Source organism: Mogibacterium neglectum (genome assembly GCF_030644205.1).
Classification (GTDB): domain Bacteria; phylum Bacillota; class Clostridia; order Peptostreptococcales; family Anaerovoracaceae; genus Mogibacterium; species Mogibacterium neglectum.
The window spans coordinates 1137795-1153995 of record NZ_CP128647.1; the positions used below are offsets into that span (position 1 = coordinate 1137795).

General features: G+C 39.5%; 18 protein-coding genes. 2 read left to right on the forward strand and 16 right to left on the reverse strand.

From position 1 onward, the window contains the following. Window positions 1-27 precede the first annotated feature (27 nt). On the reverse strand, window positions 28-810 hold the full coding sequence (locus QU661_RS05345; protein ID WP_304989230.1) for a pseudouridine-5'-phosphate glycosidase: 783 nt from the start codon (window positions 808-810) through the stop codon (window positions 28-30). Window positions 811-1129: 319 nt separating this feature from the next. Between QU661_RS05345 and QU661_RS05350 the strand changes: the two genes are divergently transcribed. Then, on the forward strand, window positions 1130-1315 hold the full coding sequence (locus QU661_RS05350) for a (2Fe-2S)-binding protein (RefSeq protein WP_304989231.1): 186 nt from the start codon (window positions 1130-1132) through the stop codon (window positions 1313-1315). Between the two features lie 198 nt (window positions 1316-1513). On the opposite strand, the gene QU661_RS05355 is transcribed toward QU661_RS05350, so the two are convergent. The 12 genes from QU661_RS05355 to QU661_RS05410 all read right to left on the reverse strand — a co-directional run bounded on the left by QU661_RS05355 (window position 1514) and on the right by QU661_RS05410 (window position 11833). Further along, entirely contained in the window at window positions 1514-1654 is a 141-nt protein-coding gene (locus QU661_RS05355; protein WP_304989232.1) for a hypothetical protein, read from the reverse strand. 365 nt (window positions 1655-2019) lie between these two features. Beyond that, the gene (locus tag QU661_RS05360) at window positions 2020-2451 is read right to left on the reverse strand and encodes an aspartate carbamoyltransferase regulatory subunit (protein WP_304989233.1); all 432 of its coding nucleotides are present in this window, start codon (window positions 2449-2451) and stop codon (window positions 2020-2022) included. Next, window positions 2451-3380, reverse strand: coding sequence for an aspartate carbamoyltransferase (pyrB, locus tag QU661_RS05365; RefSeq protein ID WP_304989234.1), 930 nt, complete (start codon window positions 3378-3380; stop codon window positions 2451-2453). Before pyrB ends, QU661_RS05360 begins: the two co-directional genes overlap by 1 nt. Beyond that, window positions 3362-3988: an orotate phosphoribosyltransferase gene (pyrE, locus tag QU661_RS05370; protein ID WP_304989235.1), complete on the reverse strand. Its 627-nt coding sequence runs from the start codon at window positions 3986-3988 to the stop codon at window positions 3362-3364. The genes pyrB and pyrE overlap by 19 nt, the downstream gene beginning before the upstream one ends. Next, the gene (gene pyrF, locus QU661_RS05375; RefSeq protein ID WP_304989236.1) at window positions 3981-4688 is read right to left on the reverse strand and encodes an orotidine-5'-phosphate decarboxylase; all 708 of its coding nucleotides are present in this window, start codon (window positions 4686-4688) and stop codon (window positions 3981-3983) included. Before pyrF ends, pyrE begins: the two co-directional genes overlap by 8 nt. After that, entirely contained in the window at window positions 4689-5603 is a 915-nt protein-coding gene (locus tag QU661_RS05380) for a dihydroorotate dehydrogenase (protein WP_304989237.1), read from the reverse strand. Next, window positions 5588-6319, reverse strand: a complete 732-nt coding sequence (locus QU661_RS05385) for a dihydroorotate dehydrogenase electron transfer subunit (RefSeq protein ID WP_304989238.1) — start codon at window positions 6317-6319, stop codon at window positions 5588-5590. Before QU661_RS05385 ends, QU661_RS05380 begins: the two co-directional genes overlap by 16 nt. Window position 6320: 1 nt before the next feature. Further along, window positions 6321-7559 (reverse strand): dihydroorotase, encoded by a 1239-nt coding sequence (locus tag QU661_RS05390; RefSeq protein WP_304989239.1) that lies wholly within the window; start codon window positions 7557-7559, stop codon window positions 6321-6323. A gap of 147 nt (window positions 7560-7706) precedes the next feature. Then, window positions 7707-8126, reverse strand: a complete 420-nt coding sequence (gene nifU / locus QU661_RS05395; RefSeq protein ID WP_304989240.1) for a Fe-S cluster assembly scaffold protein NifU — start codon at window positions 8124-8126, stop codon at window positions 7707-7709. After that, window positions 8116-9306, reverse strand: a complete 1191-nt coding sequence (locus tag QU661_RS05400) for a cysteine desulfurase family protein (RefSeq protein WP_304989241.1) — start codon at window positions 9304-9306, stop codon at window positions 8116-8118. The genes nifU and QU661_RS05400 overlap by 11 nt, the downstream gene beginning before the upstream one ends. 105 nt (window positions 9307-9411) lie before the next feature. Beyond that, the gene (locus tag QU661_RS05405; protein WP_304989242.1) at window positions 9412-9855 is read right to left on the reverse strand and encodes an RrF2 family transcriptional regulator; all 444 of its coding nucleotides are present in this window, start codon (window positions 9853-9855) and stop codon (window positions 9412-9414) included. A 217-nt stretch (window positions 9856-10072) separates the two neighbouring features. Continuing rightward, window positions 10073-11833, reverse strand: coding sequence for an ABC transporter ATP-binding protein (locus QU661_RS05410; protein WP_304989243.1), 1761 nt, complete (start codon window positions 11831-11833; stop codon window positions 10073-10075). Between the two features lie 249 nt (window positions 11834-12082). Between QU661_RS05410 and QU661_RS05415 the strand changes: the two genes are divergently transcribed. Further along, window positions 12083-12982, forward strand: a complete 900-nt coding sequence (locus QU661_RS05415) for a YitT family protein (RefSeq protein ID WP_304989244.1) — start codon at window positions 12083-12085, stop codon at window positions 12980-12982. A 123-nt stretch (window positions 12983-13105) separates the two neighbouring features. Here the strand turns inward: QU661_RS05415 and QU661_RS05420 are convergent, their stop codons facing one another. The 3 genes from QU661_RS05420 to dltC form a co-directional block, all read right to left on the reverse strand. Next, window positions 13106-14428 (reverse strand): DNA-methyltransferase, encoded by a 1323-nt coding sequence (locus tag QU661_RS05420; RefSeq protein WP_304989245.1) that lies wholly within the window; start codon window positions 14426-14428, stop codon window positions 13106-13108. 309 nt (window positions 14429-14737) lie between these two features. Then, window positions 14738-15898: a D-alanyl-lipoteichoic acid biosynthesis protein DltD gene (dltD, locus tag QU661_RS05425; RefSeq protein WP_304989246.1), complete on the reverse strand. Its 1161-nt coding sequence runs from the start codon at window positions 15896-15898 to the stop codon at window positions 14738-14740. A gap of 18 nt (window positions 15899-15916) precedes the next feature. Beyond that, complete coding sequence (dltC, locus tag QU661_RS05430; protein ID WP_106057095.1) at window positions 15917-16156, reverse strand: D-alanine--poly(phosphoribitol) ligase subunit 2; 240 nt, start codon at window positions 16154-16156, stop codon at window positions 15917-15919. Window positions 16157-16201 lie beyond the last annotated feature (45 nt).

Genomic DNA, 16201 nt, shown 5'->3' on the forward strand with positions numbered 1-16201 from the left:
CATACTTAAAACACAGGTCTGAAATAACTAGTTTTCTGAAAATAAACTTTCTGCAATAATTACGTTTTTTAAAATAGACTCTAACTGCAGCTTTGAAGATGCTCCATTTGTTGATCTATCTATAAATTCATTAACTGCTGGATGAAAACTTTTTCCCATTCGAGCTTCTTGCTTACCAAACTCTATTGCTTCCTCAAGAATGTGATTATCTATGATTCTCTTCTCTGATGGAATCTGGACTAATAAAAGATTGGATTTATTGTAGACAAACGAGTGTTCATTGAACTCACCATCTAAAGAATAATGGTTACTATTAAAAATATAACCATTACATTCTTTTGATTTATAGCCCAAAACTTCTATGTCGTGCTGATAAAGCCAGGTAAAGCTACCATCATAGTCCATCATATCCTTGATAGCTGTTGCGATAAGCATGGTTTTTTTCTCCGCAATAACATCAAAATCGGAACTTCTACGTCTAATAGGAGCGTCTCCAATACCACCAATACCACAGCTTACGGCAGCTGGAATACCATACAAAATGCAAATTCTCATCGTAGCTGCAGCAGTCAGTGCCGCATCTTCTTCCCCACACAAATATTGACTTAGATTTTTATCATCAGCTCTATTAAAAACCAATTTAGAACGAAACTTTATAAATTCATCCATACCACCTATTTTGAGCGTGCCTTTTTCTATCCAGGCAAAGTTCGCATTTGTTTTTTTGAAAGCTACTGCGATTTCATCATCCGATATCGATGAAAGTCCATGACATAATAAACATGTTTCAACTAGAAAATTTATTTTCATATCTTTAAATTAAATAATTCATATTTTAGCTAAAAACGTCCCTTATCCCCTTATATATTTCATTATAGCTAATGACAAATTTATAGTTAAATTGCAAAACACTATACATCCTGTGAAATTATAGGCAATTTTTATATACTTTTGTAGTTAGTTCACTTTACAACTTATTAAGGAGAATGCATTATAATGCTATAATCAACAGCTAAATTTTTCTACATAATATAATCTCTTGTGCACAATTGATTTTCATGTTAAAATCCCGTATATCATACTAATTCATTGCATTAATTAACTTAAATATAGAATTTGAAGCATTATCATGAAGGGCAAACTAATTTGTGGATGCGTCAGAGTATATCGCTCTGACATAGAAAGAGCCATCTTAAATGGAGCACATACTTATACAGAGATTCAAGAGAAAACAGGAGCGGGCACTAGCTGTGGAAACTGTAGACCTCTTGTAGAAAAAATTATTCGAGAGACTATTTCTGGACTTGATGAGTAGTTATGTTCTTAACATAAGTTCCATTTATAAATGACATATATTTAAGCACATATATAAATATTGGGCATGGAATTGAACGGTTAATGCAGCTCATATTTCGTATAGCACTACATTATATAAAATCTAATAAAGCACAACCACTTAACACCTGTTAAGTGGTTGTGCTTTATTTTATATGCTTTCTTTTTTTATACGATTTTACTTACTAGGCTTAAACTTCTTTTTCATTAGAATTAGCATGATACCAGTCATCGAGAGACCAAGCAGTCCCGAGTAAAATTCAATACCCGTATTGTCAGCTGTCTTTGGTGCAATTATGCTGCTGCTAGCTTTTTTCACCTTAGAAATCCCAGGTCTAGATGGGATATGTGACTTTACGATCTTGGAACTGGCTCTACATATTTAGTGTAGACGTGCGTACGAATGTCGGAAGTATCCGGGAGTGTATTCTTAAAGACATAAGAAATCCTATCACCTGCATCATATATACTGATTTGCATCGAGGAATCCGAAATTTCCAACCTCTTTTACGATGTTGCCATTTTCATCTATGTATCTATTAACTATTGCTGATGGCAGTTCAACCCTTATAGTAACATTAGGGACATTTCCGGAAGCTGTCAGGCCAAGAAATATAACGCATCTCTTTGCGGATTTAAATACTTCTATCTCATTTTCTATGGTTCTATACCTTTTGAAGCCTATTAAAGCTTGATACTGCCGCGATGAACAGTGTCACAATATTCGCATCTATATATGTGGTTTTCAGCATCATCGAGTCGGAATCTATGTTCAATCCCTCTCTCAGTAGAAGTAATGCAGCGAGGATTCTTACACTGAATTACATTTGTAAGTCTTTCTGGCAGCTTCATATGTTTTTTACTATGGAGTTTACTATCTTTGATTATATTGACTGTAATATTAGGATCTACAAAGCCAATTAAATCAAAATTCAAATCGATAATTTGATCAATCTTGATTATATCCTTTTTGCCATACTTACCGCTTTTAGCATTCTGAATAATGGCAATACTGCAGTCTAGCTTATCAAGTCTTAGCAGATTATATATGGCCAGAGATTTTCCTGCATCAATATGATCAAGAACAATTCCGGTTGTGACTCCATCAATATTCATTAATTCAGACCTCCTTCGATACCCAGAAGCATGAGAATCAGTGCCATTCTCGCGTATCTTCCGTTCTTAACCTGATCAAAGTATTTAGCTCTAGGATCCTTATCTACCTCTACGGAAATTTCATTAACTCTTGGTAATGGGTGCATGATTATTAAATCATCTTTTGCAGATTCTAGCTTTTTCTCATCTAATATATAAGTATCCTTGAGTCTAACGTAATCCTCTTCATTAAAGAATCTCTCCTTCTGCACTCTAGTCATATATAGTACATCTAGATAAGGGAGAGCATCTTCCAAAGACGTCGTTTCTACCCACTTAACACCGGCATCATCCATGGCATCTTTATTATATGAAGGAAGCTTTAGTTCATCAGGAGATATGAGCACAACCTCAATTCCTTTATATCGCAAAAGCGCTAAGATAAGCGAATGCACTGTCCTGCCAAATTTTAGGTCTCCACAAAATCCTACCTTTAAATCTGTTAGACGTCCTTTGTTGCGAAGAATTGTGAGTAGATCGGTTAGTGTCTGAGATGGGTGCAGATGACCACCATCGCCAGCATTAATAACCGGCACATCGCACGAGTTGGCAGCTACAAGCGCTGCACCTTCCTTTGGATGTCTCATAGCAATTATATCGGCAAAACATTCCATAACCCTCGTCGTATCGCTTACCGTTTCTCCCTTGGAAACAGATGATGAGTTAGCATCAGAGAAACCGACTACATTCCCACCAAGACCGTACATGGCAGATTCAAAGCTAAGTCTCGTTCGTGTACTTGGTTCATAGAACAATGTCGCTAAGGTCTTATGAGCACACTTATCCTGGTATTTTTCAGGAAACTCAATTATGTCGCTTGCTAGCGCTAACAGTCGGTCAAGCTCATCTAGGTCGAGATCAGTAATGTTAATTAAATCTCTCTTAGCCATTCGATTATTTCCTTTCCTTCTTCACTTGTTACGTAGTTCTCTTCAACAGCAGTATCTATGAGTTCGCTTATGGTACAAAGGCTTAGCTTCTCAATATTTGCATCTTGGAAGTTATTATCCGCCTTGGCTGTCTCATAAGTAAAGATACTTATAACAGCAAGAACCTCTGCTCCAGCCTCACGAAGTGCTTCTACAACTTCGATTGAGGATCCACCCGTCGAGATTAGATCTTCTACAACTACTACCTTGTCTCCTTTTTCAAGCTTTCCCTCAATTCTATTATTTCTACCGTGGGATTTGGAGCTTCCTCTTACGTACCCCATAGGCTTACCTAGTATATGTGCGGAAATTGCTGCATGTGCAATGCCAGCTGTGCTCGTGCCCATCACAACATCGCACTCTGGAAATTTTTCGTCGATAACTCTAGCCATCTCACGCTCGATAACATCTCTCACCTTAGGTGCAGTGAGTGTAAGTCTATTATCACAGTAAATAGGGCTCTTGATGCCACTTGCCCATGTAAAAGGATCATTCGGGCTTAGGAATACCGCCTTTATGCTGAGTAGCCCCTCTGCAATCTGCTTTGATTTGCTCGATGAATTAGTCATTATTAATCTCCTCCATACAAGTTTTATATGCTTTAACAGGGTCATTTGCCTTTGTTATACTCCTGCCAATTACAAGATAGTTTGAACCCATTTCCTTTGCTCTTCTCGGTGTTGTAACCCTGTTCTGGTCACCCTTCGCATCTCCAAGGAGTCTGATTCCAGGTGTTACAGTAAGAAATTTCTGCGAGGTTCCGTCATGAATCTCTTCCGACTCCCAAGCTGAGCAAACTACTCCGTCTAGCCCTGCCGCTTGTGCATTCCTCGCATATGCTAGCACTATATCCTTGAGGTTACCGTCAATCCTAAGTTCCCTATTCATAGTCTCCTGATCTGTAGATGTAAGTTGAGTAACCGCTATAATCTCAGGGCGCGCTCCTACTTCTGAGCCTTCTTCAAGCCCTTCAACAGCAGCCTGCATCATCTTAATCCCACCAGCTGCATGGACGTTAACCATATCAGCACCTACAGAAGCAAGAACCTTCATCGTACTCTTAACTGTATTAGGTATATCGTGCAGTTTAAGATCCAAGAAAACCTTATGCCCTCTAGATTTAATATCCTTTACAATTGAAGGTCCCTCACCATAGAAGAGTTCCATCCCGACCTTCACATAGAGTTTTTCTCCATCAAATTTATCTAGAAAGGAAAGAGCTTTCTCTCTATTAGGGAAATCCAATGCAATTATTATCTCTGGCTTCATTTATATTACTCCTCTAATTTCTTCCAAATCCTTAATCCCAAGCTCCTCCATCCTAGGCTGTAACTCACTAATTATGCGAGGCATTGTCCATGGATTGATGAGGTTTGCAGATCCGATTTCTATCGCTGATGCTCCCGCCATTATCATCTCTAGCACATCATCAGCACTCTGTATACCACCAATCCCAATGATTGGAAGATTTACTGCATGAAACACTTCATTTACCATACGCTGAGCAATCGGCCTAATTGCTGGTCCAGATAGACCTGCATACTTCATCGCAGTCACAGTTGTTCTCGTTTTAAGGTCGATTCGCATAGCTTTGAAATTGTTTATCAAGCTGATTCCGTCTGCACCCCCGGCGTCAGCAGCCTTTGCAATATCCGCAATATCGGTTACATTAGGCGTCAGCTTCATAAATATCGGCAGTTTCGTCACATCTCTAACCGCTCTAGTTATTTGCTCAGCCATGTTTGGATCAGCCCCGAATGCCGAGCCGCCATGCTCTACATTAGGACAGCTAATATTTACCTCAAGTATATCCGCATATCCCGACGCATCGAGCTTTGACGCCACCTCGGCAAATTCAGAAATACTAAATCCACTGATATTTACAATTAAAGGTCCCTGATATATTTCTTTTAACGCAGGTAAATCTTCCTCGATTACGCGGTCTATCCCCGGATTCTGAAGACCTATAGAGTTGAGCATACCACTCGTACACTCTGCGATTCTAGGAAGGTTATTGCCGTATCTAAACTCAGCGGTTGCACTCTTGGTCACTACACCCCCAAGTACGTTTAGATCAAATAAATCTCTATATTCCTGACCATAGCCAAATGTTCCACTTGCTGGCATAACCGGATTCTTGAGTTCAATTCCCGCTAGATTGACCTTAGTTAAAGGCTTTCCCATCTCAGCACCTCCTTATCAAAAACCGGTCCTTCCTTACAGACTCTCTGACTTCCATCAGAGGTCCTTATCGAACATCCCATGCATGCTCCAAAGCCGCATCCCATGCGGGCTTCAAGACTAAACTGACCACGCTCCACCTTATGGTTTAAGGCGCGAAGCATCGGTAGCGGACCGCAGGCACAAGCATATTTGCATTTATCAAAAGCGTCTGTCACAAATCCCTTCTGCCCATATGAACCATCAGCAGTCATCACTGTTATCTCATCAGAAAAATGTTCGAAGTCCTCGAGCATGAACATATCATCGGATGAATTATAACCGAGCACCACCTTGCAAGATTTTCCTGACATCACCATCGCTTTAAGTAATCCGAGCATTGGGGGAATCCCGATTCCGCCGCCGATTAAGAATGCCCCATCAGGAATCTCGTCAAGATCGTATCCATTACCAAGGCCTGTGATTCCCTTTACATATTCTCCAGGTTTCATCTTACTCATGATGTCTGTCCCCTGACCTACAACTTTGTAGATTAGAGTATATCTACTGCTATCGTAACTGCTGACCGAGATTGGTCTCCTTAGAAACTTATCCGGAACTTCAATCATCGCAAATTGACCGGGTCTTGTAAATTCAGACTTCGGTGTCTCGAGAGTCATCCTATATATACCGTCAGCGAGCTTTTTATTATCAAGTATTTCGCTTCGTAAATCTCGCATATTACTTCTCCAAATTCTCGTATACTATTTTCCCATTCATTACTGTGAGCTCAACCAGTCCGTTCAGCATGTGTCCATCAAAAGGAGTGCACTTTCCTAGCGAAAAGAACTTTGATGCATCCACTTTGTACGCTTTATCCAAATTAACCACGGTCCAGCCGTTTTGGTCAAGTCCAAATCTCTCCCTTGGTGCTACTGCCATCATACTTACTAAATGTTCAAGCGATATGATATTAGTCTTAACCAGATATGTGTAGAGAGCAGAAAAAGAACACTCGAGTCCTGTAATCCCATTTGGACTCTTATCGAACCCTCTACTCTTCTCCTCAGCGCTATGTGGAGCGTGGTCAGTCGCTATCATATCTACAGTGCCATCGAGTATTCCCTCTATAAGAGCTTCCCTATCAGCTCTATCTTTGATAGGAGGATTCATCTTAACCCTGCCGCCAAACTCTGGCCATTTGCTAAGAAATGAACTTATATAATCTGTATCAAATACTAGGTAGTGAGGAGCAGTCTCACAAGTTACGTCAACGCCACTCTTCTTGGCATCCCTGATAACCTCTACACTTTCTTTGCATGAAATATGGCATACATGATATCCAGCGCCAGTCTCGTCTGTGAGCTTTAGATCTCTCTCAATCTGTTTCCATTCGCTCTCTCTGACCTTGCCTTCTCTAAGCAGCGATTCATCCTCGCAGTGAGCTACGATGAGTTTGCCTATCTCCTTAGCCTTATACATTGCTTCACGCATCAGGTCATCTGCTTGTACACCTCGTCCATCATCTGAAAAGGCACACACATATGGTGCAAGAGCCTTCATGTCTGAAAGCTCCCCTCTGCCATTCTGCGCTAAAGTGATGGTTCCATATGGAATCACCTCGATATCAGCATACTTTTTTATCAAATCAAGCTGTAAATTAAGTGCATCAAGCGTTGATGGTGCTGGCTTTAGGTTAGGCATAGTGCATACGGTAGTATAGCCTCCGTGTGCCGCAGCTTTGCTTCCTGCGCTGATGGTCTCTTTGTAAGACTGACCTGGTTCGCGAAAATGAACATGCACATCACAGAATGACGGCAAAATAAAAGAGTTATCAGCATTGATAACTCTTTCAAAATGAAAATCACTACCGGTTTCGGATTCCAGACCAGCCTTCTCAAGAGCATCAACTACAAACAATTCGTTAGGTAAAAACTCTCCAGATTTATAAATCTTTCCGCCTTTGATTGCAGTAGTCATAGTCCCTCCAATTATATTAAACTCCCTAATAACTCTCTTTAATTACTATATGAAAGTATAACATTTTTGAAACGCACTATGTGAGAGGAATGTTAAAATCCGCCGCAAAATTTTGTTATTGATATTGATAATTTTCTTATAGAATAGTTACTCTTCCTCAGATGGCTCAAAGTCCTTAATCTCCGGTGGAAGCTCAAGTCCATTTTTCTCATAATAATCTACGAGCGCAGCCTTGATAGCTTCTTCAGCTAGAACCGAGCAGTGAATCTTCCTTGAAGGTAGTCCATCAAGAGCTTCAACTACTGCCTTGTTAGATAACTCAAGAGCTTCTTTGATGCTCTTACCCTTGATTAGCTCAGTAGCCATCGAGCTAGAAGCGATTGCCGATCCGCATCCAAAAGTCTTAAACTTAACATCTGTAATAATATCGTTATCAATCTTTAAGTAAATCCTCATGATATCGCCACATGTTGGGTTACCTACCTCACCAATACCATCAGCATTTTCAATCTCGCCTACATTTCTTGGATGCTCAAAATGATCCATTACTTTTTCACTATATAACATGTTCTCTCTCCCCCTTCTCTAGTTCATCCCAGAATGGTGATATTTTTCTATAATGTTCAACAACTTTATGAACCTTTTCTATGATGTAGTCTACCTGCTCCTCTGTATTTTCCTCATTGAGACTGAATCTAAGAGATCCATGCGCTGCCTCAATAGGAACACCCATACCGATTAGAACGTGGCTTGGGTCGAGGGATTCACTTGTACAAGCTGACCCCGATGAACACTCAATTCCATACATATCTAGCGCTAATAGTAGTGATTCCCCCTCAACTCCTTCGAACGAATAATTAACATTACCAGGAAGTCTCTTTACAGGGTCTCCATTGAGCTGCGAATATGGAATATCCGACAATCCTTTGATGAGTCTATCTCTTAGAACGATTGTCCTTGCGCTGTTCTCCTCCATATGGTCAATTCCATCTTCAAGTGCAGCAGCAAGTGATGCAATGCCTGGAACATTAATCGTACCAGCTCTCTTACCTCTCTCCTGCGCACCACCTTCAATTACATTTATTAATCTGATACCATTTCTAGCATACAGAACTCCCACTCCCTTAGGTCCGTGGAATTTATGAGCTGATAGTGATAGCATATCTATGTTCATGGCTTGAACATCTATAGGCAGGTGTGCTGCAGCCTGAACTGCGTCTGTATGGAAAAGCACACCCTTTTCGTGACACAGCTTTCCAATCTCGGCAATCGGCTGGATAGCCCCCATCTCATTGTTAGCAAACATAATCGATACAAGTGCTGTATCCTCTCTAATCGCATCCTCTACATCCTTAACGTCTACAATTCCATTTGGCTGTGGTTTTAGCAGCGTAACCTCGAAGCCCTCCTTCTTAAGCTTACGAAGTGTATGAAGAATAGCATGGTGTTCTATATTAAGAGAAATAAGATGCTTCTTGCCTTTCTTAACTAACCCTCTAGCTGCAGAAATCAACGCTTGATTATCTGCTTCACTTCCACCAGAAGTAAAGTAAATCTCATTAGGCTTTGCAGCATTAAGCGCCTTAGCTACCTTCTCTCTGGACTCATCTAGCTTCTCCTTAGCAATCTGTCCATCTGTATGAAGACTGTTAGGGTTGCCATTATAATTCTTTAGGCAATCTAGCAGCGTATTGAGTGCGACATCGCTTAAATAAGTTGTTGCCGCATTATCTGCATATACTCTCATGTATACCTCCCTACCAATAAATTAGTCATCTTAGTGCAGTTGTATTATAGTCCTTTAATCCCTACCTAGTCAATAGGAATTAACCTTGGACATAACTTAAAACAATTATTTTAATGTGCCTTGATCTTGTACGAGCTTATCGACGTTGCCGCTCATGAGATCTTGGAGCGTAATATTATCCAGATACTCATCGATAACCCTGTCAAGTCCAATCCACAGTGGCAGCGTCACGCACGAGTGCGCTCTACCGCAGCTAACCTCACCAGACTTTATACAGTCTACCGGAGCAAGGCTGCCTTCCGTGATTCGAAGGATTTCACCGATATTGTAATCTTCAGGAGTTTTAATCAATCTATAGCCTCCATTCTTACCTCGAAGGCTCTTGAGCAAACCACCTTTATTCAGCATTGACACGACATTCTCGAGATACTTCATCGATAGCTTCTGCCTATCTGATATATCTGCGAGAGATACGTAACCTCCTTCGTCGTGGTTAGCAAGATCGATCATGACCATCAGAGCGTACCGACCTTTTGTTGAAACAATCATGGCTCTTCCTTTCTTTGACATCTTGCGTGTTTGTTATTACAACTGAAGAATAACACATTGCACGCAATCAATCAAGGGTTTTCCTATTATTCATATAGGAATTTAGTGTTTAAAAAAATGAGCAAAATTTTCCGTTAGATTTTCAACCCCTTTAGCCAATTTATCTTGCAATTTTGCTCATCATATTAATATTTATTATTTATGTCTCGACATCCGCTTATAACTGATACATGCGATACATATTGGCATAGATTCCGTTCTGTGCCATTAATTCGTCGTGAGTTCCCTCCTCTGCGATTCCATCTTGATTTAGCACGATAATACGATCTGCACTTTTAATCGTGGTTAACCTATGCGCAATTGTGATGGTTGTTCTGCCTTTAGACAAATCTGTTAAAGACTGCTGAACCAGTCTCTCGCTCTCATTATCTAAAGCCGACGTTGCCTCATCGAGAATTAAGATTGATGGGTTCTTAAGGAATACCCTTGCGATGCTGATACGCTGCTTCTGTCCACCCGATAACTTCATACCTCGCTCACCAACACTCGTATCATATCCGTCAGACATCTCTCTGATAAATTCGTCAGCTCCGGCGAGCTTTGCCGCCCGTTCAATCTCTTCCATTGTCGCTCCTGGTTTACCATAAGCGATGTTACCTGAAATAGTATCAGAGAATAGATATACGTCTTGCTGAACCATTCCTATATGTGATCTAAGGGACTTGCACGTAAGTTTCCTAATATCGTAACCGTCGACTTCAATACTTCCCTCAGAAACTTCATAAAACCTTGGAATCAAGTTGCAAAACGTCGTCTTACCTGCTCCAGATGGACCTACTAGAGCGATATTCTCACCAGGTTTAATACTCAAGTTAATCTTATTAAGAATTTCCTCACTGTCGTTATATCTAAAGGTAACATCCTTGAATTCAATCTCCCCCTTGATATCCTTCAGCTCGACAGCGTCAGGCGCATCACCGATTTCTATAGGTTCATCCATAACCTCAATAAATCTCTCAATGCCTGTCATTCCACGTTGGAATTGCTCTGTAAACTCTACTATCCTTCGAACAGCTTCTAGTAATACACCTATATACATCATAAAGGCAACGAAATCACCCGTGGTAATCCTGCCGTTTTTGAGTTCAAACGACCCCACAAGGATCACAACTACATACATTAAACCATCGAATGTGCGTGTAACACTGCGGAATCCTGCCATCGCTTTATAGCCTATAGCCTTTACCCCTAGGAATCTCGAATTATCTACGTCGAATCTTGCTTGTTCAAATTCTTCATTTGCAAAGGATTTTGAAACCTTTATCCCGAGCAAGCTGTCTTCTACATGTGAATTGATTTCTCCAAGTCCGCTTCGCTGCATCTTGAAGGCGCGTCTCATTTTCTTTCTAAATGTATATGTTGCAGCAATCATAATAGGAATAATTGCGAACATAAGCACGGTAAGCAAAACGTCGATTCTGACTAGGAGTACAAAACCTAGTACAATCTTAATCGAAGCTATCCAATATTCTTCTGGACAGTGATGCGCAAACTCTGTAATGTCAAATAAGTCATTCGTAATTCTTGATATGAGCTGACCCGTTTTATTCTCGCTGTAATATGAATAAGATAGGTTCTGACACTTCTCATATAAATCACGCCTCATGTCAGTTTCTATCTTTGCACCCATTACATGCCCAGTATTTTGCATATAGTAATTTGCGACAACGTCTATAGCTCTTAGGCATAGATATATGATTACAATCTTGACTATTAAATCAGCTGTAAAAGCAGCGATATCAGTAGCTACCACATTGCTTATATACCGGATTAACAACGGTAAAACTATGTCGCTTACTGTGGTAAACGAAGCACAGACAAGATCAAAAATCAGTATTCCCTTATAAGGTTTAAAGTAAGGGGCGAACCTGCGAATCAGGTAGCTAGATGACATAACTTTATCCTTAGACTCTCCCATTTTTTATATTCCTTCCTTTAAGCAATCTCCATAAATCCCAACGTAAAAACGCAGACAGAAACTACCTGCGCTTCTCTTTTATGCAATATATGAAATGATTATATCATATATTTTTCTGCATTTTCCGCAGTTGATTGCGTACAATCGACGGTTGAACTTATACCATCAGTAATAGTATCATAATCGTTAATACAATATCATACATTGATTTTAATTGTATTAAATACTATCACTTTCAGGGGGTCCATTTTGAACCTATATAACAATTTATCACCTCGAAAACAATACCTCGTCCATTATCTGGGCTGGATGCTCGCAGGGAATGCAATATTCGCTTTCGGAGTTAATGTCATTATCACACCGATGAACCTATATAACGGTGGATTTACAGGCATGGCTCAGCTGCTAAGGCTTCTTTTTGTAAACGTATTTCATGTACCTGAAATACCGGGTATTGACATCGTTGGTATTCTCTATTTCTTGCTGAATCTACCGCTTCTTATAATCTCATATAAGGTTGTTAACAAGGAATTTTGTATCACATCGGTTATATCAATTACCCTATGTTCTGTTGCCCTCGGAATGATACCAGTTCCTAAGACCCCGATATTTAACGACTATCTAACGGCATGTTTAATCGGCGGAGTCGTTGCCGGTACAGGTGCAGGAATGGTGCTCAGGGCAGGTAGCTCTCAGGGTGGTCAAGATATCATCGGTGTTATTGTGTCAGTACTGAATCCAAATTACAGCGTTGGCAAGATAAGCATAATGATAAATATCGGGATTTACATAATCTGTCTATTCCTATTCAATATAGAAATCGTTGCTTATTCCTTAATATACACGACAATCCTCGCTATGTCACTGGACAGAGTTCACATTCAGAACATCAATATGCAGGTTATGATATTTACTAAGAAACCTGGAGTTGAGGATGTTATCATGAGTGAACTCAAGAGAGGTGTTACCAACTGGAATGGTACTGGTGCATACACCAAGGAAGACTCTAATGTAATAGTTACTATAATTGCAAAATACGAAATAACCAAGCTGCTCATGATCGTAAAGCAAGCTGATTCAGATGCCTTCGTCGTTGTAAATGAAGGCGCACAGATATATGGGAATTTCGAGAAACGCCTTACTAAATAACTTATATGCGCAGCTACTAAACAAACTTTAATAGTCACAGTAATACGAATAACCCAAAATCAGAGTGTGAATATCAGTTCACACTCTTTCATCATACTTTTAAAATTAGTTTTCTAGTCATTTTCACTTTACCAAATACTCCTTGCCAAAAATATCAACAACTATATATGCCACATTACCGCGAGAAATAAACTTTATATCATCATAATCGTCGGTAACACTTATCTCCGCCGAGAACTCTCCGCTATAATCAGGGTCTATCATAATATAATCTATAAGGGATTCGGGCGAACTCTTGCAAGCATTTTGTAGCAATTCTCTGTCCTTGTGCCGTACATATCCTATCTCAAGTTCAGGTCTGAAAGCCATGAGCTTTGCATGACAAAGTTTCTTACCATTCTCTAGCTCATCAGCTCTCTCAATTTTGATTATTGCATCCGCTCTGTACGGGCGATCCTCTCCATTTCCATAAAAGAGATAGTTTGACTCACATGCATCAAGTCTCTTCTTAGCTGTCCCTAGCGCTAAAGTTTCTATATCACATCCAACCCAGCATCTCCCCATATCATTAGCTGCTTTTAGAAATGAACCCGAACCACAGAAAAAATCCCCAACTAGATCGCCTTTATTCGTGCAAGAACTTAGTATTCGCTTCATCAGTTCTAGGGGTTTTTGAGTTGCATAACCATTTCTTTCGCTGGAAGTCCTACCTACCATGTCAATGCTCCAGACATCTTTCATATTAACAAGTGTATACCACCCATATTCATCCTGATACTCCTTGACACCCTTAAATCGATAGGGTTTAAAATCACGATTATACGACTTTTCCTTCGGCAAATTTAATGAATATTTTTTCGACTTGCTGTACATTAGAATCGTATCGTGTTTTCTTGAAAAATGCGACTTTGCACTGCCGCCAGATTTATATTTCCATATGATTTCATTTCTCATGTTCTCATAACCGAAAATTTCGTCCATAGCAAGCTTAACGTAATGTGCTGAATGCCAATCTAGATGAACCCAGATTAAGCCGTCATCTGCAAGAAGTCTCTTCATGATTACCAATCTAGTAGTCATGTTTTCAACATATTGCTCGATACTTCTATCGAAGGTGTCATCATATGCAAGGTGTTTAACTTTGTGAATCTTACCCTTGTCGTCACATATTTCTACAGTCGCATCGTATTTTGACTTTGTAAAGAACGGTGGGTCAATATAGATGCACTTGAATTTACCCTCATATCCATTTTCTAGAAGCCATGTCATGAACTCTAGATTATCGCCAAGAGCTAGGATATTGTTATCTATGTCAGAGTGAGCTTCATCAGAACAAAAGCTGTCATACATGTGTTTTTCTAAGACCTTGAACGGTTTAGATACAGCTATCTCCCCATGATTTAATCCTTTAATTATGCTCTCTGCAATACCTAAAACTTTGCTCATCTTAACCTTCCTCTTTATCCACCATATCGTCCACTAATGGTTGGATGTGTCTTTTGATTATAAAATATTGATATTAATATGTCTATTTAGTGAGTTCAAAATAAACAATACTCCGCAACAAGAGAATAGTGCATGCATTCTCTAATTGTGGAGCATTTAATAGGTCAATATGTAATTAAAATATTTTAGAACTCAGCATATGTAAATGTTGGGCTGCTAAGCATACTTCCAAATAAAGAGAACACGTACAGTACAGCCATAAATATAAACATATAAAGAGTATATTTCAAGGATATCTTATTCTTAATTTTACTTATGAACGAATTCTGCGACTTTTTCATTTATCCTTACCCAACCTTCATTCCAAGGATGAACTGCATCCGAAACGATGTATTTGTTATAGCTGTATTCTGTCATATTGGTGTAATCTGCACCGTATTCATCAGCGAGCTTTTGAATCTTTTGACCAACAACTACACGCTTATCTGCAGTCATACCTGTATAATCATACCATCTGCCATTAACAGGAAGTAGAATTAACTTAACTTTAATATCGTTAGCTTTAGCAATCTCAAGGAACGCCTTAAGATCATTGTACTCTGGCGAAGTATTATAGTTTTGATTCACACGAACATCCTTCATCTTAGGATATACCTGTCTAAACTTATTCCTCCACACACGATTACTCATGTAGAAAGGATTATCGGCCTTGGATTCACTGTCTCTATGTGCATCTTGCAAGAAGCCATTCCAATTGAAACTATCTGGCGTATATCTCTCAAAGTTCTGCGGTGTCTTTTTGTTCTTCATCATAAACCTCATCGCTGCTCCGACAGTGATTTTATCTTTGTCGAAAGCATGACGCCTCTCAAATCCATATAGGAGACTTGATTCGTCATCAAGATTGACTTTGTCGATCATACGTGCCTTCATCTGTAGACTCTTGTTCTTAGATAACAGATGTTCGGTTCTTTTTGCAACGTATTTTTTTGTCTTTATTGGAATATTCTTATTTTCCATAAAGGCAAAATATTCCGTCTCCGAAAACCTCAGAGCATAGTCATTTTTCTTAACCCCTGAATGTTTAAACCAGGTTGGAGAAACCAGCAATATAACCTTTTTGCTCTTTAGATGTGGCTGCAAAGAACCGAGCGCTACAGTGTGGAACAGCGTCTGATTGAACGGACCTCCGACTGTAGCGAGTTTAACATCTGTATCCCTGAAGAAGTTCGATGGATGATACTGAGTCTTACGACCGTGTCTGAACTCAGATGAGCCGAGCATGAGTACCGAATCTTTTTCAAGGTTTCGTGACAATGCATTATACGACAAATCTTTATATGTGTTATACCACGTTCCAAACTGTCCTGTCTTGTCTTTAAGATCATTATTAGCACATATAAAGTGTACAACCACTGTGAACATCGCCAGCAGCACGAGAGCCGCTACAAACGAGTTTATCTTCTTCATCTTATCTTCGTTCCTGTCTTATTCTCCTAGAATTCTTGCTGAAACTGTTTCTATAATCTTGTTTGGCGTATCCATCTGCTCCCTTGTAAATTCAGATGGTGATAAAACAACTCCATACTCATCCTGAATATCTAACAAAAGACTAACATAGTCAAGTGAATCGATTAAATCTTCCTCTAGCAAATTGATATCTGGATTTTCCTTTACAATTTCATCTCCACAAATGTTCTCAATGATGTCTAATAGCTTATCTCTCATGATATCTTCCTCCTGATTACAACTATAATTTAAATGTTTTGTTTT